Source organism: Providencia sp. PROV255 (genome assembly GCF_028478065.1).
GTDB classification, from domain to species: domain Bacteria; phylum Pseudomonadota; class Gammaproteobacteria; order Enterobacterales; family Enterobacteriaceae; genus Providencia; species Providencia rettgeri.
Genome location: NZ_JAMPMI010000001.1, coordinates 15,684 through 36,891 on the forward strand (window position 1 = coordinate 15,684; position 21,208 = coordinate 36,891).

A 21,208-nucleotide genomic window follows, 5' to 3' on the forward strand; every position below is an offset into this window, starting at 1 on the left:
TATTTTCAGCAGATGAATAATTTAAATCAAAACACTCGGTTATCATTAAAAATGACTAGCTTAAAAATAAAAACGGGAGCTGGCAAAAGCAAACTCCCGTATTTATTAATGATTAGCTGTTAATGATTAACAATAACCATAGTCCATCAGGCGCTGATAGCGACGGTTTTTCAATGCTTCAGCATCTAATAATTCTAATTCCTCTAAGTCCTCGGTTAGGCGTGCTTTTAGCTGTTCTGCAATTTCATCATAATTACGATGTGCACCGCCTAATGGCTCAGGAATAACATTATCAATTAATTTCAGTTCTTTAAGACGTGGGGCGGTAATCCCCATTGCTTCTGCTGCTAATGGTGCTTTATCTGCACTTTTCCATAGAATAGATGCACAGCCTTCTGGTGAAATAACAGAATAAGTGCTGTATTGCAGCATATTGACTTTATCACCCACACCGATAGCAAGTGCACCACCAGAGCCACCTTCACCAATAACGGTACAAATGACTGGGACAGATAAACGTGACATTTCACGTAAATTACGTGCGATAGCCTCTGACTGACCACGCTCTTCAGCACCAACTCCCGGATAAGCACCTGGAGTATCAATAAAGGTGATAATAGGTAAGTTAAAACGCTCAGCCAGTTCCATCAAACGCAGTGCCTTACGGTAACCTTCTGGGGCTGGCATACCAAAATTACGACGGATTTTTTCTTTTGTCTCACGCCCTTTCTGATGCCCAATAATCATGACTGGACGACCATCCAAACGCGCCATTCCACCGACAATGGCTTTATCATCTGCATAAGCGCGATCCCCTGCTAATTCTTGGAAATCAGTAAAAATGCGAGAAATATAATCCAATGTATATGGACGACGTGGGTGACGAGCGAGTTTAGCTATTTGCCAAGCCCCAAGATCAGAGAAAATTTTACGTGTCAGTTCAACACTTTTTTCACGTAAACGAGCAACCTCTTCATCTAGGTTAACTTCTAAGTTGTTATCTTGACGGCTAACCGCTGTTAGAGAATCAATTTTCGCCTCTAATTCCGCGATTGGCTGTTCAAAATCAAGAAAATCCAGACTCATAATATTCCTATTTTAGTCAAATTCTAATTCTACCTGCTCACTACCCAGCAGAGTTCGAAGATCGTTCAAAAGGGGATCCACTGGCGTCACACGCCAAACAACACCAAATTTAAGCTTGGCTCTGGCATCATCCTTCTGGTAATACAGATGAACCGGGATCGTTCCTGAACGATGAGGTTCAAGAGTACTGCGAAGCCGGTTCAGCAATTGATCGTTAATTTGTTTATCTGACAGTGAAATTGCAAGTCCTCGTGCATATTTTTCCCTTGCTTCACTAATATCCATTAACTCACGCACTGTCATTTTATTACCACCATTGAAATCATCAAAGCTGACCTGACCGGTGGCTATCAGGATATTGTCTTTTTCCAACATATGTTGGTACTTATCGAGTGCATCTGAAAATAACATAATATCCAGACGACCGGAACGATCATCAAGCGTACAAATCCCTATTCTATTTCCACGCTTGGTTGTAATCACTTTAGCTGAAAGTACTAAACCTACCACAGTTGTTACTTGACCACGAGGGGTGGGGTTCACATCTTTTAATCTAAGCCCATTAGTATAGCGCTCTATTTCGCTCAAGTATCGCGTTATTGGATGCCCTGTTAAATATAAACCAAGCGTCTCTCGTTCACCATCCAATACTACTTGCTCTGGCCATTTAGGTACACTTGCATATGAACTTTCAACTTGTTCAGGTGCTTCAGCTAGTACACCAAACATATCTGCTTGGCCTATTGCCTCTGCTTTAGCATGTTGGTCAGCTGCTTTTAACGCATCCTCAAGGGAAGACATCAACGCTGCACGATGAGGGCCTAATCGGTCAAATGCCCCTGCCATGATAAGCTTTTCCATCACACGACGGTTAATTTTTTTAATATCAACTCGCGCACAAAGGTCAAAAATCTCTTTAAAGATGCCGCCTTGTTGACGAGCTTCAACAATCGCTTCGATCGGGCCTTCGCCGACTCCTTTGATTGCACCGATACCGTAAACTATCTCACCTTCATCATTCACATGGAAGTGATAAAGCCCACTATTGATATCTGGCGGCAATACTTTTAAGCCCATTCGCCAACATTCATCAACTAAACCAACCACTTTTTCCGTGTTATCCATATCCGCGGTCATAACTGCAGCCATAAATTCAGCGGGATAGTGCGCTTTTAACCATAATGTTTGATAAGAAACTAAAGCATAGGCAGCTGAATGCGATTTATTAAACCCATAACCGGCAAATTTCTCTACCAAGTCAAAGATTTTCATTGATAGCTCGCCGTCTACTCCGTTTTTAATTGCACCTTCTTCAAAAACAGAACGCTGCTTCGCCATTTCCTCAGGTTTCTTTTTACCCATCGCACGACGCAGCATATCCGCACCGCCAAGCGTATAGCCAGCTAAAACCTGAGCAATCTGCATAACCTGTTCTTGGTATAAAATAATCCCATATGTGGGCTCTAGAACAGGTTTTAATGATTCATGTTGCCATTGTACATCTGGGTACGATATTTCTTCACGACCATGTTTACGGTCAATAAAGTTATCTACCATGCCTGATTGCAGTGGCCCGGGACGGAACAATGCCACCAGTGCGATCATATCCTCGAAGCAGTCGGGGCGTAATCGCTTAATTAAGTCCTTCATTCCACGGGATTCTAACTGGAATACCGCTGTGGTTTCTGAGCGCTGCAGCATATCAAAGCTTTTTTGATCGTGTAGCGGAATAGCTGCAATATCAATCGGTTCTAAATTTTTCTTAGCTCGACGCGCGTTGATCATTTCCAACGCCCAGTTAATGATCGTCAATGTCCGTAAACCAAGGAAGTCAAACTTCACTAACCCCGCATATTCGACATCGTTTTTATCGAATTGTGTGACAGGGTTATTACCTTCCGCATCACAATAAAGCGGCGCAAAGTCAGTAATTTTAGTTGGAGCGATAACCACCCCACCCGCATGTTTACCAGCATTTCGTGTGACACCTTCGAGCTTACGCGCCATATCGATAAGCGCTTTAACCTCTTCATCAGCCTCATAAATTTCAGGTAGCTGTGGTTCTGCTTCGAACGCTTTTTCCAGTGTCATACCGGGGTCTGGCGGCACTAATTTTGAAATTCTATCAACAAAACCATATGGGTGCCCAAGTACGCGCCCCACGTCACGGATAACCGCTTTGGCGGCCATCGTACCGAAAGTAATGATCTGTGAAACAGCGTCACGCCCATACATTTGGGCTACGTGATCAATCACTTGGTCGCGTTTTTCCATACAGAAATCGACATCAAAGTCAGGCATCGAAACACGTTCCGGATTCAAGAAACGCTCAAAAAGCAAGTCAAACTCAAGCGGATCAAGATCCGTAATTTTAAGGGCATAAGCAACTAAAGAGCCCGCACCGGAACCTCGCCCCGGCCCCACAGGTACGCCATTATCTTTTGACCATTGGATAAATTCCATCACGATCAAGAAGTAACCGGGGAACCCCATCTGATTAATCACGTTAAGTTCAATTTCCAGACGCTCATCGTATTCAGGGCGTTTTTCCGCTCGTACTTTTTCGTCTGGGAATAAAAACTCGAGGCGCTCTTCTAACCCTTCTTTTGACCGCATAACCAAAAAGTCTTCGGTTTTCATATCCCCTGTTGGGAATTGCGGTAAGAAGTATTCACCAAGGCGAATCGTGACGTTACAACGCTTAGCAATCTCTACACTGTTTTCTAACGCTTCAGGGATGTCAGCAAATAGCTCACACATCTCTTCTTCGGAACGTAAATATTGCTGAGGGCTATAATTTTTAGGCCTTTTCGGATCAGCTAATGTAAAACCATCATGGATAGCAACACGTATTTCATGGGCGTCGAAATCACTACTTTCAATGAAGCAAACATCATTCGTTGCAACAACAGGCAAGCCTTTTTTAGTTGCTAACTCGACAGCCGCATGCAGATAACTTTCTTCATCTGGCCGCCCTGTTCTGACTAATTCTAAGTAGTAGCAATCTGGAAAATGCGTTTCATAGAATGCAAGGCACTCATCCACTAAGGCTTGATTACCTCTTAATAGACATTGCCCGACATCCCCTTTACGGCCACCAGAGAGTAGAATCAAACCATCTTTGTGCTTAGCCAGCCACTCACGTTTAATTGTTGGTCCAACCGCACCATAGCCTTTTTGGTACGCTTCAGAAATGAGTAGGGTAAGGTTTTGATAACCTTCATTATTACGTGCTAAAACAGTTAAGTGAGATATTTCATCACCCAATAGTTCACTTTCCACATAAAAATCAGCACCAATAATGGGTTTGATCCCTGCACCATGTGCTGCACCATAAAACCGGATTAGCCCACAAAGGTTAGTAAAATCGGTGATCGCAAACGCAGGCATGCCCATTGAAGCCACTTTTTTAACCAGTGGCCCCGTTTTGGCTAGCCCATCAATCATGGAATAGTCACTGTGAACACGTAAATGAATAAAACGAGGTGATGCCATCGACCTAATACCTACTTATTGCTGTCTAAAGCTCTTCTCACTGGAGCAAAGCTTTTACGATGGAATTCGGTTGCACCATACTGCGCCAATTTTTCTAAATGATACGCGGTTGGGTAGCCTTTATGCTTCGCAAAGCCATATTCAGGAAAGGTTTTGTCCAATTCGACCATTTCCCTATCCCTAATCACTTTAGCTAAAATGGATGCTGCACTAATTTCTTGTACTAGGCTGTCGCCTTTAATGACTGCTTGTGAAGGCATTGGCAATTTAGGACAGCGGTTGCCATCAATTAAAACATACTCAGGAACAATAGATAAACCCGCAACGGCACGCTGCATCGCTAACATAGTTGCATGTAATATATTTATGTTATCAATTTCTTCTGGTTCTGCGCGACCAATGCACCAACACAGCGCTTTTTGTTGGATTTCATCAAATAATTTCTCACGTTTTTTTTCGGTGAGTTTTTTTGAGTCTGCCAGCCCTGTAATTGGGTTATTGGGATCAAGAATCACTGCCGCGGTCACTACAGCTCCAACTAGCGGGCCTCGACCCACTTCATCAACACCAGCGATTAAATTTGCTTTTGGATAGATAAATTCCATTAATTTTTGACCATATCTAATACCGCTTCAGCAGCTTGTTTATCTGCATCACAACGAATAAGCTGATGTAATTGTAAAAAAGTTTGTTTCAGGTTTTCAACCTGTTCTCCACCATCTAGGAGAGGAAGCAACTGCTGTGCGAGTTTATCAGGCTGGCATTCCTCTTGTAGTAACTCCTTCACAATTTCTTTTTCTGCTAACAAATTAGGCAAAGAAACATACGGCGTTTTCACTAACCGTTTAGCTAACCAGAAAGTGAAAGGTTTCATACGATACCCCACCACCATTGGGCATTTTGTTAGCATACACTCAAGTGCTGCTGTTCCTGATGCTAACAAAGTCGCATCTGCTGCAATCATTGCATCACGAGCCTGACCATCTAAAATATGGACTTGCAATTCAGGTGCGGTATTTTCTTTTATCTCATCAAACTGCTGGCGGCGTTTTTCATTCACCAACGGCACCACAATATGTAAACCAGGGATATTGCGTTGTAATATTTTCGCTGTATTGAGAAAATCTGCGCTTAGCATTTCGACTTCTGAATGACGACTTCCTGGTAGTAAAGCCAAACATTTAACATGCTCAGGAATATTCAGCCGATGTCGAGCGGCTTGTTTATCAGGATGTAATGGAATGGCATCCGCCATTGTATGCCCGATAAAACGGCAAGGAACATTAAAACGGTCGTAAAATGCTTTTTCAAAAGGTAAAAAAGCTAATACTAAATTTGTTGAACGACCAATTTTAAATACCCGCTTCTGGCGCCATGCCCAAACTGATGGGCTAACGTAATGAATGGTTTTGATACCTTTCGATTTTAAGCGCCCCTCTAGGGTAATATTAAAATCAGGGGCATCAATCCCAACAAAAACATCCGGCTGTAGTTCAGTAAAACGCTGGGTTAAATCCTTACGAATGGATAATAGCCGAGGTAGACGGCCAAGGACTTCAACAATGCCCATGACAGCAAGCTCTTCCATTTCATACCAAGCTTCACAACCTTCCGCTTGCATTAATGGACCAGCAACACCAACAAAGCGAGCATCTGGTATTTGCTCTTTAAGTGCACGGATAAGCCCAGCACCGAGAATATCACCAGATGTTTCTCCGGCAACAAGGCCAATAGTAAGTGGGCGGCTATTATTCACCGAAATTCGCTCCTTATTAAAGGCCCAGATTCATTAATACTAGATTAACGAATAATACCACGTTTAGACTGTGCTGAATCCTCTAAGAAATCACTAAACACTTTAACGTGTTCATTGGCTTTTGCCGCTTCCGCGATTTCTTCACGTGCTTCTTCTAATGATTTACCTGAACGATATAACACCTTGTATGCATTACGAATAGCATGTAGTGATTCTTTTTCAAAACCACGGCGTTTTAAACCTTCAAGATTTAAACCAAATGGTGTTGCGTGGTTACCCTGTGCAATAACATAAGGTGGCACGTCTTGTGCAACACCAGAGCAACCGCCGACCATAACATGAGCACCAATTTTACAAAATTGATGAACTGCGGTCATACCACCAATGATGGCATAATCACCAAGTGTTACATGGCCACCTAAAGTACCGTTATTTGCAATAATACAACGGTTGCCAATGATACAATCATGGGCAATATGCACATTCACCATCAGTAAATTATCGTTGCCCACTTTTGTCAGGCCAACATCTTGAACTGTACCACGGTGAATAGTTACGCTTTCACGAATACGGTTTCTATCCCCGATTTCAACTCGTGTTGGTTCACCTTGATATTTAAGATCTTGGTTAATCTCACCAATGGAAGCGAACTGGAAAATCACATTGTCACGGCCTATTTTTGTATGGCCATTAACGACAACATGAGATTTCAACTCAGTACCTTCGCCAATTTCGACATTCGCGCCAATATAACAAAAAGGGCCAATACGAACATTGGCACCGATGATAGCTCCATCTTCTACGATAGAGGATGGATGAATATAGGCTGTATTATCAATCATATCAGACCTCACGGCGACGGGCGCACATCATTTCTGCTTCGCAGGCCACTTCTCCATCAACTTTAGCAACACCTTTAAAACGTGCAACTCCGCGACGTTCTTTAATAAATTCTACTTCTAAGACCATTTGGTCTCCTGGTAGAACAGGACGTTTAAAACGCGCATTGTCTATCGCTGCAAAATAGTACAACTCACCAGGCTCTAATTTTCCAACGCTTTTAAACGCAAGGATCCCAGTCGCTTGTGCCATGGCTTCTAAAATTAATACGCCAGGAAAAATGGGTTTGCTTGGAAAGTGCCCTTGGAAAAATGGCTCATTAAATGACACATTTTTCACTGCACGCAATGATTTGCCTTTTTCAAAATCTAATACACGGTCAACCAAAAGGAATGGGTAACGGTGTGGAAGCAGTTCTAAGATTTCTTCTATATTCAGAGTATGATTATCACTCATCGAAATACTCTTCCTGTCTATTAATACGGTTTAATTAATGAATCGGCCTGCTTTAACCCATAAATTAGGTTAACTGGCAGGCCGGAAAACGTAACTCAGATAACTATTTTAGCCTGAATTACAAAATGATTACTGATTTTTTTGATTTTGGCTATCTAATTCACGCTCAACGTGTTTCAGTCTCTTATTCATCTCATTGATACTTAAGACTAAAGCAGCTGTTTTACGCCAAGCTTTATTAGGCTGTAAAGGAATTCCTGAAGAATATACTCCCGGTTCAGTGATAGGCCTCATGACCATACCCATTCCTGTTACTGTGACCTTATCGCAAATTTCCATATGACCGTTGATGACGCTAGCCCCACCAATCATGCAGTAACGACCGATTTTTAAACTACCAGCCATGATAACTCCGCCAGCAACTGCGGTATTATCACCAATTATGACATTGTGTGCAATTTGGCATTGGTTATCGATAATAACCCCATTACCAATCACAGTGTTATCTAACGCACCGCGATCAATCGTTGTGCTTGCACCGATCTCAACACGATCGCCGATGATCACTGTGCCTAACTGAGGAATTTTGATCCAATTACCACGATCATTTGCATAACCGAAGCCATCTGAACCAATCACAGTGCCAGATTGAATTAAACAATGTGTACCAATTTCGATATTGTGGTACACGCTGACATTTGCCCATAAACGGGTCCCTGTACCTATGCGTGTATTTTTACCCACAAAACAACCTGCGCCAATCACCACATTATCGCCAAGTTCAACACCACTTTCGATAACAGCATTTGCGCCAATTGCGACATTCTTACCGAGTTTTGCATCATCAGCAATTACCGCTGATGCGTGGATATCTTCAGCCGGACTTGGCGTTGTATCCATAATTTGAGCCATGCGTGCATAAGCAAGGTATGGGTTATCCACTACCAGTGCAGCTACTTTACATGCTTCGAGATCTTTTGCTGTGAGAACCACCGCTGCAGCTTGGCAATCGGCCAATTTGTCACTATAACGGCTGTCAGATAAAAAAGTAATCTGTTGATTATTCGCTGAATGCATTGGAGCAATACCGGTGATGGTAATATCACCATCACCGTGTAATTGCGCATTCAACTGCTGAGCAAGGTCAGCCAATCGAATTGAAGACATCTATTATTTAACCTGTTTTTGAACCTGACTTGTAATGTCAACGCTATCTTTTGCATAGGCAACTGCATTTGCATCGATAACGACATCATAGCCTTCTTTAGCGGCAACAGACTTAATAGAGTTCTGAATACGAGTTAAAATTTTAGTACGCTCTTCACCTTGACGACGACGGTTGTCTTCTTCAAATTTTTGAGCTTTTTCAGCGAATTGATCACGTTTAGTCATGAGTTCAGATTCAAGCTTTTCGCGCTCACTTTGCTTCATCGTTGCACCATCACGGCGCAATTTTTCAACACGAGTTTGCAAATCTTTTTCTAGATTTTGTAACTCAGTCGCACGGCTTTTGAATTCACTTTCAAGCTGTTTAGCAACGGCTTCACGCGCAGGCATATTTTGGAAAATTTCACCAACATTGACGATAGCGATTTTCTCAGCATAAGCACCCGCAGACATTGCTAAAGCAATACTCACACCCGCTGCACACAACAATTTTTTCACACTAAACTCCTTAACCCATACGTATGGCTGGAAATTTTGGTTGCTCCCATAAAATTATGGGAGTCATCATAAGTAGAAACTGGAATAGCTTACCACGTTCTACCAATATTAAATTGGAACTGTTCTGATTTATCCCCTTCGTAGTCCTTAATCGGCTGCGCATAAGAGAAGACCAGTGGTCCAAGAGGGGACATCCATTGTAAAGCAACACCAGCAGAAGCACGGACGTTAGTTGCCTTACCGTAGTCAGGCATACCTTTACGCCAATCAGCATTGATACTGTTCCAATTAGTATCCCATACCGTACCCGCATCAACGAACAGAGACGTACGAACTGAGTTCGAATATTTCTCGTCAATAAATGGAGTCGGAGTGATTAATTCAAATGATGCTGCGTACATCGCATTACCACCGACCGCATCACTTGATGGGCTTCCTGGCTCAGGGCCATCCACACCATTAATTCTCTTCAAGTAAACCGCTTTTGGACCGATATTATTCGAACGGAAACCACGAATGGTACTTGAACCACCCGCATAGAAGTTTTCATAGAATGGCATTTGCTTACTGCCAATACCATCACCATAACCTGCTTGTGCACGCCCCAGAACTACCCAAGTTTGGTCTTCATCCAGTGGGTAATACTGTGCGGTATCAAAGCGCAGTTTATAGTATTCGTTATCAGAGCCAGGTATTGTTACTTTACCCGATACGTTCGTTTTATTACCCGATGTTGGGAAGAAACCACGGTTTAACGAGTTATAAGTCCAACCTAAGTTAAGCGTAAAGTCATCCGCATCAAAACTTTCTTTATTACGCCCATTTTCTGTAACTGGTGGATTTTTCCCCATAGAGTCGAGGTAATCCCACATCGCAGCTTGAGCTCGCATATCTGAAAGTCGGTTATGAACGTAACCCGCACCAACACGGAAAGAGTTATTTTCATTGAACGGGAAGCTTAAGAAACTGTCTAGACCATACGTTTTGTTGTTATAGCCAGATAGATCCGCATCTTTCGCACTAAAGTCGTTATAGAAAATACGACCGCCTAAGCTCACACCATTCACGGTGAAATACGGGTCAGTAAATGAGAATTCAACGTTAGTTGAGTAGTCGTTTTTACTTGCGTTAATACCAACCGCATTACCTGTACCTAACCAGTTATCTTGTGTAACCCCAACTTGGAAACTCACACCACTTTCAGTACCAAAACCGATACCAAAGTTCATTGAACCTGTATTACGCTCTTTAACCTTGTAGATAACATCTACTTGGTCAGGACTGCCCGGTACACGTTGAGTCTCAACATCAACAGTTTCGAAATAACCTGTACGATTCAGACGCTCTTTACCGAGTTCAACAAGGTCATTTCCAAGCCATGCCCCTTCCATTTGGCGCATTTCACGACGCAAAACGGTGTCTTTACTGGTGTCATTGCCTTGGAAACGAATTTCACGCACATAGAAACGGTTACCTGCATCAATATTTAAATGCAATTTCACGGTTTTATCTGCATCGTTGATTTCAGGCTGTGTCATTACTCGAGGATATGCATAACCATAGCGGCCAAACATATCTTTGATTTTGTTTTCCATGCTTGTCACTTGAGCACCGTTATATAACTCTCCCGGTGTGATAGTGATAAGTTCTTGGATTTCAGTTAAGTGATCTGCAGTATTACCATTAACTTCGACACCCGATATTTTGTATTGGTCGCCTTCAGTAATGTTAATCGTAATATAAATGCCTTTTTTGTCTGGGGTCAGACTGACTTGCGTGGAGTCAATGTTAAAACGTGCATAACCGCGGTCAAGATAAAAACTGCGCAGAGTTTCTAAGTCACCCGCCAGTTTTTGCTTCTGGTATTTTTGGTCAGCAGCAAGGTTCCACCAAGGTACATCATCACGCAATTGCAGCTTATTAACTAATTCTGCTGTAGTGTAATTTTTATTACCTACAATATTAATTTGCTGAATTTGAGCTGAAACACCTTCAGAGAAAACAAATTTTAAATCCACACGGTTACGTGGTAAAGGTGTCACAACAGCTTTTACTGTTGCATTATATTTACCAACGCTATAGTAAAAGTCTTCTAAACCTTTTTCGATATTCGCAATTGTCGTGCGGTCAAGTGCCTCACCAACGCGGATATTTGAAGCTTCCAAGTTCTGCTTGAGCATATCATCTTTAACAGACTTATTACCTGTAAAGGTGATACTGGCAATCGTTGGCCGCTCTTTAACTTGAACGATCAGCGTGTTTCCATCACGCAGGACCCTAACATCTTCGAAGTTACCGGTTGAAAATAGGGAACGGATCGAACGGCTGATATCATCGTTATCAACTGAATCGCCAACCCTAACTGGCATGTTCAATAATGCTGCACCAACGGCGACGCGTTGTAGACCTTCGAAACGAATGTCTTTAACTACGAATCCGTCTGAACCGTATGCAGTGGCGCTGCCGAAAAGCAGCGACGCTATGAGCAACTTTTTCATCGCCATCGTTGTTATGCGTATTCCTTACTGGTCCCCAGCTTATAAAAATTAGAAGCGAGAGAAATCATTAAAAAGTGCAAGTCCCATTAACAGAATCAATGCCATTGCACCTATCCGAAAACTAAAGTCTTGTACTCGCTCAGACACTGGACTTCCTTTAATTTTTTCAATTAATAAGAAGAGCAAGTGCCCCCCATCTAAAACAGGCAATGGAAACAGATTGATGATACCTAAATTGACGCTAATAAGCGCAATAAACATCAAATAATATACCAAGCCTGACTCGGCGGATACCCCCGCACCTTTAGCGATAGATATCGGACCGCTCAAGTTATTGAGTTTGACATCCCCAACAACCAGTTTACCCATCATATTGACCGTCAACTTCATTAACTGCCACGTCTTATCACTGGCTTGGTAAAACGCAGAGAATGGCCCATATTGCTGCACCATTTTATATTCATCTGCTAACGGTAACACTGAAAGTTCTACGCCTGCAAATCCAATTTTCTCTCCACGTTGTCCATCTTGGCTATCAGGAGTCAACGTGAGTGAAACCAATTGTTGCGACCGTTGTACTTCTAGTTTTAACGGTACACCTGGGTTATTACGAATAATTAGTGTTACTGGGTTCCAAAGGCCTAATACCTCCCCGTTAACACTGACTATTCTGTCACCTTTCTGTAAACCTGCTCGTTCGCCAGCTAACCCCTCTGTGACTTTTTGAATAACAGGGTCAATTTTTGCAGAAACAGGCATTATCCCTAACGACAAAATTGGATCTTGTTTCTCAGGATCAAACTGCCAAGTCGTTAAATCAACCGTTTTTGTCATCGGTTCATTATAACCACTCGGTAATACTTGTGCAGTCAGTTCGTGGTCACCTATTTTGCCGACCAATGCTAAGCGAACTGAATTCCAATCAGGAGTTTCGATGCCATCAATGGATTTTAGTTCCATTTTTGATTCAAAATTTGCAATTGCCGCAATAGAACCTGGTTTTACATCTTCAATGACAGGCTTCACAGAAGGAACGCCAATCATAAAGACAATCCAATAGACAACAATTGCCAATAAAAAGTTCGCAATAGGCCCCGCACTAATAATGGCAGCTCGTTGACCTACTGTTTTATTATTAAACGCTTGATGACGACTCTCAGGAGCAACCTCTCCAACACGTTCATCAAGCATTTTGACATAACCCCCTAACGGGATAATGGCTAAAACGAACTCAGTGCCATGTTTATCGACTTTACGCCATAACGTTTTGCCAAAGCCAATAGAGAAGCGCTCAACATAAACACCACAGCGACGAGCAACCCAGTAGTGACCGAACTCGTGTACTGTAATTAACACGCCTATCGCGATAATAAATGCAGCTAAACTCCAAATAAATCCCATGTATCTTCCTAAAGACCAAAACCGTTAAAAATTAACAAATTTAGCCCAGCAAAAACAGGGATTGCTGCCGTCAGGCTATCAATACGATCCAAAATACCGCCATGCCCTGGAATTAAGTGGCTACTATCTTTAATACCTGATTGACGCTTAAACATACTTTCGGTCAAATCACCAAATACTGATACTACAACAACAATAATTGAAGTCACTAGTAAATAATCAGGCATCACAGGGATTGGCGCAAAGGCGCTAAATAACCATGAGATAATCCCTGCTGTTATCAGCCCACCGACTAAGCCTTCCCACGTTTTACCAGGAGATACCTTAGGTGCCATTTTGTTGCGTCCGATAGTACGACCAAATGCATAGGCACCTGAATCTGCCCCCCAAACTAGCAACATGACATACAGTAACCACCAAGCACCGAAGAATGTATCACTTTGATAACCCACAGTTCTTAAAACCATCATTCCACAATAAAATGGAATAATCGTTAACACGCCAAATAACAACCGGATAATTGCTGATTTACCCCAAGAAGCCGATGCTGGGTAGGTAACAACTAAAATAATCGCTATTACCCACCAAATAAGACCTGCCCACAGGCCATACAAAACCATAGGCTCAGAGGAGAACTGGTTTATATTGGAGATAGAAAATTGCATTGCAAGTAATATTGCTGCAAAAACAACCGCCAACCCGACACGTTTAGCTTGTGAATGCCAGCCGACAAATTGTGCCCATTCCCAAGCTCCTAAAGCACAAACCGCAATTACGACAAGCCCAAAATTTGCTGGGGAAAGTAAAAACAGAGCTGCTATAACAATCGGTATTAAGACTATCGCAGTAAGTAAACGATATTTCAGCACATCTATCCCCTATTCCTTGCCCAGTTCATCATCTGATTCAGCTCCACCATAACGGCGCTCACGCTTACTAAAAGCATCAACTGCACTCTGAAACACCATTTCATCAAAATCTGGCCACAAAACGTTGGTGAAATAAAATTCCGCATAAGCGACTTGCCATAATAGGAAGTTGCTAATGCGATGCTCCCCACCGGTTCTAATGACTAAATCGACATTTTCTTGATCATGCATACAAATATGGTCATTAATATTTTCTTCATTGATGTCATCAATAGAAAGTTCACCACTTTGTACCTTTGCAAATACTTGTTTTACACTGTTACTGATGTCCCAGCGACCACCATAGTTCGCGGCTATATTCAGTTTTAGCCCAGTGTTGTTTTGCGTTAATGCTTCTGCCTTATCAATTCTTTTTCTGAGGCGTTCACTAAAACGACTAATATCACCAATGACTTTTAGTTTGACATTGTTTTTATGCAGGTTTTTAACTTCATTATCAAGAGCAAAAACAAATAGTTCCATTAGAGAACTCACTTCTTTCTCTGGTCGTCTCCAGTTTTCACTGCTAAATGCATACAATGTGAGCGAACTAATTTTATTTTTCACCGCAAAACGCACCGAATTACGGACAGATTCAACACCTGCCTTATGACCTGTAATTCTGAGTTTCCCTCTTTGCTTAGCCCATCGACCATTACCATCCATAATGATAGCAACATGCTTAGGCATCATTGAATCAGAGAGATTTTCACCACTAGAGTTCATTAAATATTAATCCTTGTGAGTACCACTTTGAGTATACAGACCAATAATAACTACTATTATTGAATTTGCTGATAAGACACATCCTTAATTCTCAAAGTAGTGCTATGTTATTTTTCTTTTTTTAAACACGTCACATATTAAAGAGTTATTATGGCTATCAGCAACTAAATAAAACACATACCAGCGTTAAATTGTCTGAGCGATTATTTTTTCTGCATTTTTACGTGCTCGCTCGTCGATTTCTAAGACCTCTTCAATTGAAACAGGTTCAGAAAAAACTTGGCTATCTAATACACTGTGGTTAATTTTTGCTATATCCGTAAAGCGTATTTTGCCTTCAAGAAAGGCCGCAACAGTCACTTCATTTGCACCATTAAGCGCGGTTGTAGCGGCTTGCCCTTGGTGGCAGGCATCGATTGCGAGCTTCAAGCAAGGATAGCGTTGGTAGTCAGGCTGAACAAACGTTAATGATGAAAGCGTTGCAAAATCAAGAGGTTTTGCACCAGATATGATACGTTGAGGATAAGCCATGCTATATGAAATCGGAGTGCGCATATCAGGCGTACCCAGTTGTGCTATCACGCTGCCATCTTTATACCGAACCATAGAATGAATAACCGATTGAGGATGGATAATTACTTCCATCTGCTCAGCATTCGCATTAAAAAAGTAGCAAGCCTCAATATATTCTAGACCTTTATTCATCATTGTCGCTGAATCAACTGATATTTTTCGTCCCATTGACCAATTTGGATGGTTACATGCTTCATCAGGTGTCACGTTATCAAAATGCGATAATGGTGTATCCCTAAAAGGCCCGCCAGAACCGGTCAAAACAATACTTGAAATACCCGAGGCTGATAAATCAGCAAAGCCTAAATTGCGTTGAATAATTTCCGGTAAACTTTGGAAAATAGCATTATGCTCGCTATCAATAGGAAATACGGTTGCATTGTGCTTACGAATCTCATTAAAGAATAAACGGCCACTGGTAATTAAAGACTCTTTATTCGCTAATAATATTCTTTTACCTTTACGTATTGCAGCCAAGGTAGGAAGTAAACCGGCAACTCCGGTAATTGATGACATAACTTGGTCGGCATCATCAAGGCCCGCAAGGTCAATAGCCGCTTGTTTTCCTGACAAAACCTCAGTCTTGCAGTTATTCTCAATCAAAATAGTTTTTAAGGCTTTTGCTGATAATTCATCCGCCATTGAGACATATTTCGGATTAAACTCAAGGCACTGTTTCGCCATTTCAGTGACATTTTTTCCTGCCACTAAAGCAACAATTTGAAATTTTTCGGGATTTTGGCGAACAACAGAAAGTGTATTTGTACCAATTGAGCCTGTAGAACCTAGGATTGTCAGACGTTTCATAGTGATTGAGTACTCTGTATTAATTCAATACTGAGATTATATCAGCTTAGAGGTTAGAAAGGATTTTTTAATAAACTTGAAAAATAATAAAGCCACGCTAACGCACACTTTTACCGTCTGCATTGGTGGCTTTATTATTATGATGGATTAAAATTCCATCAACTCTGCTTCTTTTTGCGCTAATGCTTCATCAACTTTCTTGATGTAGCTATCAGTCAGTTTTTGGATATCATCTTGTGAACGACGTTCGTCATCTTCACTGATTTCTTTATCTTTCAGTAACGCTTTGACTTTGTCGTTAGCGTCACGGCGAACGTTACGAACTGCGATACGACCTTGCTCTGCCTCACCACGGACCACTTTAATTAAGTCTTTACGACGTTCTTCCGTTAATGGAGGAAGTGGAACACGGATAACAGTACCCGCTGATGACGGGTTCAGGCCCAAATCTGATGCCATGATTGCTTTTTCAATCGCTGGTGACATGCTACGGTCAAAAACCGAAATAGCTAATGTCCGTGAATCTTCAACAGTGACGTTAGCTAATTGGCGCAAAGGTGTCGCTGAACCGTAGTACTCAACAGTAATGCCATCTAATAGGCTTGGAGATGCACGGCCTGTGCGAACTTTACTAATTTGGTTTTTGAATGCTTCAAGGCTCTTTTCCATACGGTCTTGAGCATCTTTTTGGATTTCGTTAATCACGTTTTCAACCCTTAAGAACTGGTTATTAAAGGCCGCATGCGACCTCGCTTAAATTGTCTGAATTTATATTAGATAATACATTTAAACTCAGGTCATGTCTCTGAGTATTAATTGTGAGAAATCAGAGTTCCTTCATTTTCGCCCATAACAACGCGTCGTAAAGCGCCCGGTTTATTCATATTGAATACACGAATCGGTAAGTTATGGTCACGTGCTAATGTGAATGCTGCTAAGTCCATCACTTTAAGTTCACGTTCCAACACTTCTTGGTAGCTCAGATTTTCATAAAGAACTGCGTCAGGGTCTTTAGCAGGGTCTGCTGAATAAACACCATCAACTTTTGTTGCTTTTAACACAACATCCGCTTCAATTTCAATACCACGTAGGCACGCAGCGGAGTCTGTTGTAAAGAATGGGTTTCCTGTTCCTGCCGAAAAAATAACAACGCGGCCGTGACGTAACAAGCTAATGGCCTCTGCCCAGCTATAGTTATCACAGACACCGTTAAGTGGGATCGCAGACATCAGTCTTGCATTCACATAGGCGCGATGTAATGCATCACGCATCGCGAGTCCGTTCATCACCGTTGCTAGCATTCCCATGTGGTCTCCGACAACACGGTTCATGCCAGCTTGTGCCAAACCAGCACCACGAAACAGGTTACCACCGCCAATAACCACACCGACCTGTATACCCAGTTCTATGAGTTCTTTAATTTCCTGAGCCATACGATCTAAAACGCTAGCATCGATACCAAAACCTTCTGCGCCTTGTAAGGCTTCGCCACTTAATTTAAGCAGAATACGCTGATAAACGGGTTTTGCATTGGTTGCCATGGTGTTCTGTCCTAACAGATATTTATTGGGGTAACACACGTAGAATCACACGGTTCTACGTACCTAAAATTTTTAATTAATTTAAATATAATTTTTTTATACACACAAATTCTAGCGTATGCCGATGACGCTAACATCCGGGGAATATACGTATATAAAACAGAGCCGCCAATTGGCGGCCCTTAGTTGATTACTTGCTCATTGCAGCAACTTCTGCTGCAAAGTCAGTTTCAACTTTCTCGATACCTTCACCTACTTCGAAACGAAGGAAACCAGAAACAGTAGCACCTTTCTCTTTCAGTAAGTCACCAACAGATTTGCTTGGGTCCATTACGAAAGGCTGGCCAGTCAGAGAGATTTCGCCTGTGAATTTGTTCATGCGACCGATAACCATTTTTTCAGCGATTTCGCGTGGTTTACCAGATTGCATTGCGATGTCTAACTGAATTTGATGCTCGTGAGCAACAACATCAGCAGGAACATCATCTGGAGTTACATATTCAGGTTTGCTTGCAGCGATATGCATAGCGATGTGTTTCAGTAACTCTTCGTCAGCGCCTTCAGCCGCAACTAAAACACCAATACGAGCACCGTGCAGGTAGCTACCTACTTGTGCGCCTTCCAGAATAGCAACGCGACGAATATTGATGTTCTCACCAATTTTCGCAACTAATGTTGTACGAGCTTCTTCGAATTTTGCTTTCAGTGCATCGATGTCAGCATTTTTGTCAGCGACAACAGAAGCTAAAACTTCTTTACCGAATGCTAAGAAACCTGCATCTTTAGCAACGAAGTCAGTTTCACAGTTCAGCTCAACCAGAGCACCTGTTTTACCACCGTTGAAAACTTCCGTCAGGATAACACCTTCAGCTGCAACGCGACCTGCTTTTTTAGCCGCTTTTGCTTGACCTGATTTACGCATGTTATCAATCGCTAATTCGATGTCGCCATTAGCTTCAACAAGTGCTTTTTTACATTCCATCATACCTGCGCCAGTACGTTCGCGCAGTTCTTTTACCAATGCAGCGGTAATTCCAGACATGTGATTTATTCCTCGATATTCCCCGTGGGAGTCTTCCCCACGTGGATAGTTCTGATTCATATATAAAAGGGGCCTAAATCAGGCCCCTTCTAACATATAGCAGTACCTGTATAGCAATACCTAAATAAGGGTTTGAGCCTTATTATTCAGCTTCTACTAAGCTTTCTTCTGCTTGAACAGCCAGATCTTGTGAACGACCTTCACGAACGGTGCTTGCTACAGCGCCCAGATACAGTTTGATTGCACGGATTGCATCATCGTTACCAGGGATAACGAAGTCGATACCGTCTGGATCAGAGTTAGTATCAACGATAGCAAATACTGGGATACCCAGGTTGTTTGCTTCTTTGATAGCAATGTGTTCGTGGTCTGCATCGATAACGAACAGAGCGTCAGGTAAACCGCCCATATCTTTGATACCGCCTAAGCTGTTTTCTAACTTACCAAGTTCACGAGTACGCATCAGCGCTTCTTTCTTAGTCAGTTTGTCAAAAGTACCGTCTTGTGATTGAATTTCTAAATCTTTCAGACGTTTGATTGACTGACGAACGGTTTTCCAGTTAGTCAACATTCCGCCTAACCAACGGTGGTTAACGAAATACTGATCACAGCTGTTAGCAGCTTCTTGAACGGCTTCGCTTGCAGCACGTTTAGTACCGACAAACAGAATTTTGCCTTTACGAGAAGCAATTTTAGTCAACTCAGCCAGAGCTTCGTTGAACATTGGAACAGTTTTTTCCAGGTTGATGATATGAACTTTATTACGCGCACCGAAAATGAAAGGTTTCATTTTTGGGTTCCAGTAACGAGTCTGGTGACCAAAGTGTACGCCTGCTTGTAACATATCGCGCATGGAAACAGTTGCCATTTAATACCTCTGTATTTAAGTAATTGGGGTTATGCCTCCACAAATCCCATGCTACCGACTCCAAAGCTGCGTTAAAAAACGCATAAGAGCACCCCGGTGCACGTGTCGATTTGTGTGTGTTATTACACAATTGAGTTTTAAGTTTCGCACATCCAATATTTTATCAGTGGCCTCATCTTGACGCCATAAAATGACATTTCGATGATGGTGATAAGAAATAATATGGATTGCCGGCGCGCTTTATACCATAAAACCAACTTAGAAGCCAACTTTTGTTGTTTTTTTCGCTCACAAAAGTGCCTAAAAGTAGATTTGATTTAAAGCTATTGAGCTGAGCAATATTTAACCATTGCTCAGCTCAATTATAGACACTATTTGGCAAGATAAAAAAGCCTTATTTTTGCAATGCCTTCTAGATGACCTTCATTATTACTTTGCATTTTGTGCTGTTAAAAGCTCAAAATGAACAAGCTCTGCTCCTTTCCTTATCTACTATAAAGTAACTTCGACTTTCGAATCCGTTCGATAGCTAGTTGGCAGAAAATGCGGTGGCTGTTACCATATGTCTCATCGATGTAAAATGGGCTCCCTATTTTTACCCCTCTTTTTTAACATGCCTTTAATCAATGTTGGCATGAATGGACTACACTCATGGCTATTATTATCAAAACTGAAGAAGATATTCAGAAAATGCGCGTTGCTGGCCGCTTAGCCGCAGAAGTATTAGAAATGATTGCTCCGCACGTTGTGCCGGGAGTTAGTACAGGTGAATTAGATCGCCTATGTCATCAACATATTGTTGACGTACAGCAAGCTATCCCTGCGTGCCTGAATTATCACGGTTTTCCTAAATCAGTTTGTATATCCGTCAATGATGTCATCTGCCACGGCATTCCTAGTGATGATAAAATTTTGAAAGATGGCGATATTGTCAATATTGATGTTACCGTCATCAAAGATGGCTTCCATGGCGATACCTCCAAAATGTTTATCGTTGGTAAACCGACGATTCAAGGTGAGCGCCTTTGCCAAGTCACACTAGACAGCTTGTATTTGGCAATTCGTATGGTTAAACCGGGTATTCGCTTACGAACTTTGGGTAAAGCCATTCAAGAATTTGTCGAAAAACAAGATTTCTCTGTTGTGCGTGAATATTGCGGCCACGGCATTGGCCAAGGTTTTCATGAAGAACCACAAGTTCTACACTACGACGCTGACGACAGTGGCGTAGTCCTGCAAAAAGGGATGACTTTTACCATTGAGCCTATGGTCAATACAGGCGATCACCGTATTCGTACCATGAAAGATGGTTGGACAGTAAAAACCAAAGACCGCGGCTGGTCTGCCCAATATGAACATACGTTAGTTGTGACGGATAACGGCTGTGAAATCCTCACACTGCGTAAAGAAGAAGAACCATTTATCTCTGCGGTATTAGTTAACGAATAATCTTCTCTGTAGAGCCTTCCTAACCGAAGGCTCTTCCTCTGTTCATTTTTATCAAAAAACCGTAAGCTGGTAGCTAACCCCTATTGCTATCAATACG

General features: G+C 42.0%; 18 protein-coding genes. 1 reads left to right on the top strand and 17 read right to left on the bottom strand.

Annotation, left to right across the window (positions count from 1 at the left end; all coding sequences use genetic code 11):
* Positions 1 to 126: 126 nt before the first annotated feature.
* The 17 genes from accA to rpsB form a co-directional block, all read right to left on the bottom strand.
* Positions 127 to 1,086: an acetyl-CoA carboxylase carboxyl transferase subunit alpha gene (gene accA / locus PR725_RS00090; RefSeq protein ID WP_109911808.1), complete on the bottom strand. Its 960-nt coding sequence runs from the start codon at positions 1,084 to 1,086 to the stop codon at positions 127 to 129.
* A 12-nt stretch (positions 1,087 to 1,098) separates the two neighbouring features.
* Positions 1,099 to 4,581 (bottom strand): DNA polymerase III subunit alpha, encoded by a 3,483-nt coding sequence (dnaE, locus tag PR725_RS00095; protein WP_272567007.1) that lies wholly within the window; start codon positions 4,579 to 4,581, stop codon positions 1,099 to 1,101.
* Between the two features lie 11 nt (positions 4,582 to 4,592).
* The gene (gene rnhB, locus PR725_RS00100; RefSeq protein WP_109911807.1) at positions 4,593 to 5,186 is read right to left on the bottom strand and encodes a ribonuclease HII; all 594 of its coding nucleotides are present in this window, start codon (positions 5,184 to 5,186) and stop codon (positions 4,593 to 4,595) included.
* Positions 5,186 to 6,337, bottom strand: coding sequence for a lipid-A-disaccharide synthase (gene lpxB / locus PR725_RS00105; protein ID WP_109911806.1), 1,152 nt, complete (start codon positions 6,335 to 6,337; stop codon positions 5,186 to 5,188). Before lpxB ends, rnhB begins: the two co-directional genes overlap by 1 nt.
* A 44-nt stretch (positions 6,338 to 6,381) precedes the next feature.
* A complete protein-coding gene (gene lpxA, locus PR725_RS00110; protein WP_004908785.1) occupies positions 6,382 to 7,179 on the bottom strand; it encodes an acyl-ACP--UDP-N-acetylglucosamine O-acyltransferase in 798 nt (265 codons plus the stop codon).
* Position 7,180: 1 nt separating this feature from the next.
* A complete protein-coding gene (gene fabZ, locus PR725_RS00115) occupies positions 7,181 to 7,633 on the bottom strand; it encodes a 3-hydroxyacyl-ACP dehydratase FabZ (RefSeq protein WP_004257450.1) in 453 nt (150 codons plus the stop codon).
* Positions 7,634 to 7,762: 129 nt separating this feature from the next.
* Complete coding sequence (lpxD, locus tag PR725_RS00120; RefSeq protein ID WP_109911804.1) at positions 7,763 to 8,800, bottom strand: UDP-3-O-(3-hydroxymyristoyl)glucosamine N-acyltransferase; 1,038 nt, start codon at positions 8,798 to 8,800, stop codon at positions 7,763 to 7,765.
* Between the two features lie 3 nt (positions 8,801 to 8,803).
* On the bottom strand, positions 8,804 to 9,298 hold the full coding sequence (gene skp / locus PR725_RS00125) for a molecular chaperone Skp (protein ID WP_004908780.1): 495 nt from the start codon (positions 9,296 to 9,298) through the stop codon (positions 8,804 to 8,806).
* 89 nt (positions 9,299 to 9,387) lie between these two features.
* Entirely contained in the window at positions 9,388 to 11,802 is a 2,415-nt protein-coding gene (gene bamA, locus PR725_RS00130; RefSeq protein WP_109911803.1) for an outer membrane protein assembly factor BamA, read from the bottom strand.
* Positions 11,803 to 11,844: 42 nt separating this feature from the next.
* Positions 11,845 to 13,197 (bottom strand): sigma E protease regulator RseP, encoded by a 1,353-nt coding sequence (rseP, locus tag PR725_RS00135; RefSeq protein ID WP_272567011.1) that lies wholly within the window; start codon positions 13,195 to 13,197, stop codon positions 11,845 to 11,847.
* 8 nt (positions 13,198 to 13,205) lie between these two features.
* The gene (gene cdsA, locus PR725_RS00140; RefSeq protein ID WP_004908774.1) at positions 13,206 to 14,066 is read right to left on the bottom strand and encodes a phosphatidate cytidylyltransferase; all 861 of its coding nucleotides are present in this window, start codon (positions 14,064 to 14,066) and stop codon (positions 13,206 to 13,208) included.
* Between the two features lie 9 nt (positions 14,067 to 14,075).
* Positions 14,076 to 14,831: a polyprenyl diphosphate synthase gene (gene uppS, locus PR725_RS00145; RefSeq protein WP_109911801.1), complete on the bottom strand. Its 756-nt coding sequence runs from the start codon at positions 14,829 to 14,831 to the stop codon at positions 14,076 to 14,078.
* A 186-nt stretch (positions 14,832 to 15,017) separates the two neighbouring features.
* Entirely contained in the window at positions 15,018 to 16,211 is a 1,194-nt protein-coding gene (ispC, locus tag PR725_RS00150) for a 1-deoxy-D-xylulose-5-phosphate reductoisomerase (protein ID WP_272567014.1), read from the bottom strand.
* A gap of 147 nt (positions 16,212 to 16,358) precedes the next feature.
* Positions 16,359 to 16,916 carry a ribosome recycling factor gene (gene frr / locus PR725_RS00155; RefSeq protein WP_109911800.1) on the bottom strand — a complete coding sequence of 186 codons (558 nt, stop codon included), beginning with the start codon at positions 16,914 to 16,916 and terminating at the stop codon, positions 16,359 to 16,361.
* A gap of 107 nt (positions 16,917 to 17,023) precedes the next feature.
* Positions 17,024 to 17,752: a UMP kinase gene (pyrH, locus tag PR725_RS00160; RefSeq protein ID WP_004257499.1), complete on the bottom strand. Its 729-nt coding sequence runs from the start codon at positions 17,750 to 17,752 to the stop codon at positions 17,024 to 17,026.
* 190 nt (positions 17,753 to 17,942) lie between these two features.
* A complete protein-coding gene (tsf, locus tag PR725_RS00165) occupies positions 17,943 to 18,794 on the bottom strand; it encodes a translation elongation factor Ts (RefSeq protein ID WP_004908761.1) in 852 nt (283 codons plus the stop codon).
* 142 nt (positions 18,795 to 18,936) lie between these two features.
* Positions 18,937 to 19,662 (bottom strand): 30S ribosomal protein S2, encoded by a 726-nt coding sequence (rpsB, locus tag PR725_RS00170; RefSeq protein ID WP_004908759.1) that lies wholly within the window; start codon positions 19,660 to 19,662, stop codon positions 18,937 to 18,939.
* 651 nt (positions 19,663 to 20,313) lie between these two features.
* On the opposite strand from rpsB, the gene map reads away from it, so the two are divergent.
* Positions 20,314 to 21,111: a type I methionyl aminopeptidase gene (map, locus tag PR725_RS00175; protein ID WP_036957992.1), complete on the top strand. Its 798-nt coding sequence runs from the start codon at positions 20,314 to 20,316 to the stop codon at positions 21,109 to 21,111.
* Positions 21,112 to 21,208 lie beyond the last annotated feature (97 nt).

Excerpts from the sequence above, each read along its gene's own strand:
- bamA (WP_109911803.1), bottom strand. The coding sequence starts at position 11,802 with ATGGCGATGAAAAAGTTGCTCATAGCGTCGCTGCTTTTCGGCAGCGCC.
- accA (WP_109911808.1), bottom strand. The coding sequence starts at position 1,086 with ATGAGTCTGGATTTTCTTGATTTTGAACAGCCAATCGCGGAATTAGAG.
- pyrH (WP_004257499.1), bottom strand. The coding sequence starts at position 17,752 with ATGGCAACCAATGCAAAACCCGTTTATCAGCGTATTCTGCTTAAATTA.
- dnaE (WP_272567007.1), bottom strand. The coding sequence starts at position 4,581 with ATGGCATCACCTCGTTTTATTCATTTACGTGTTCACAGTGACTATTCC.
- lpxA (WP_004908785.1), bottom strand. The coding sequence starts at position 7,179 with ATGATTGATAATACAGCCTATATTCATCCATCCTCTATCGTAGAAGAT.
- rpsB (WP_004908759.1), bottom strand. The coding sequence starts at position 19,662 with ATGGCAACTGTTTCCATGCGCGATATGTTACAAGCAGGCGTACACTTT.
- tsf (WP_004908761.1), bottom strand. The coding sequence starts at position 18,794 with ATGTCTGGAATTACCGCTGCATTGGTAAAAGAACTGCGCGAACGTACT.
- rnhB (WP_109911807.1), bottom strand. The coding sequence starts at position 5,186 with ATGGAATTTATCTATCCAAAAGCAAATTTAATCGCTGGTGTTGATGAA.
- rseP (WP_272567011.1), bottom strand. The coding sequence starts at position 13,197 with ATGGGATTTATTTGGAGTTTAGCTGCATTTATTATCGCGATAGGCGTG.
- map (WP_036957992.1), top strand. The coding sequence starts at position 20,314 with ATGGCTATTATTATCAAAACTGAAGAAGATATTCAGAAAATGCGCGTT.
- uppS (WP_109911801.1), bottom strand. The coding sequence starts at position 14,831 with ATGAACTCTAGTGGTGAAAATCTCTCTGATTCAATGATGCCTAAGCAT.
- fabZ (WP_004257450.1), bottom strand. The coding sequence starts at position 7,633 with ATGAGTGATAATCATACTCTGAATATAGAAGAAATCTTAGAACTGCTT.
- lpxD (WP_109911804.1), bottom strand. The coding sequence starts at position 8,800 with ATGTCTTCAATTCGATTGGCTGACCTTGCTCAGCAGTTGAATGCGCAA.
- ispC (WP_272567014.1), bottom strand. The coding sequence starts at position 16,211 with ATGAAACGTCTGACAATCCTAGGTTCTACAGGCTCAATTGGTACAAAT.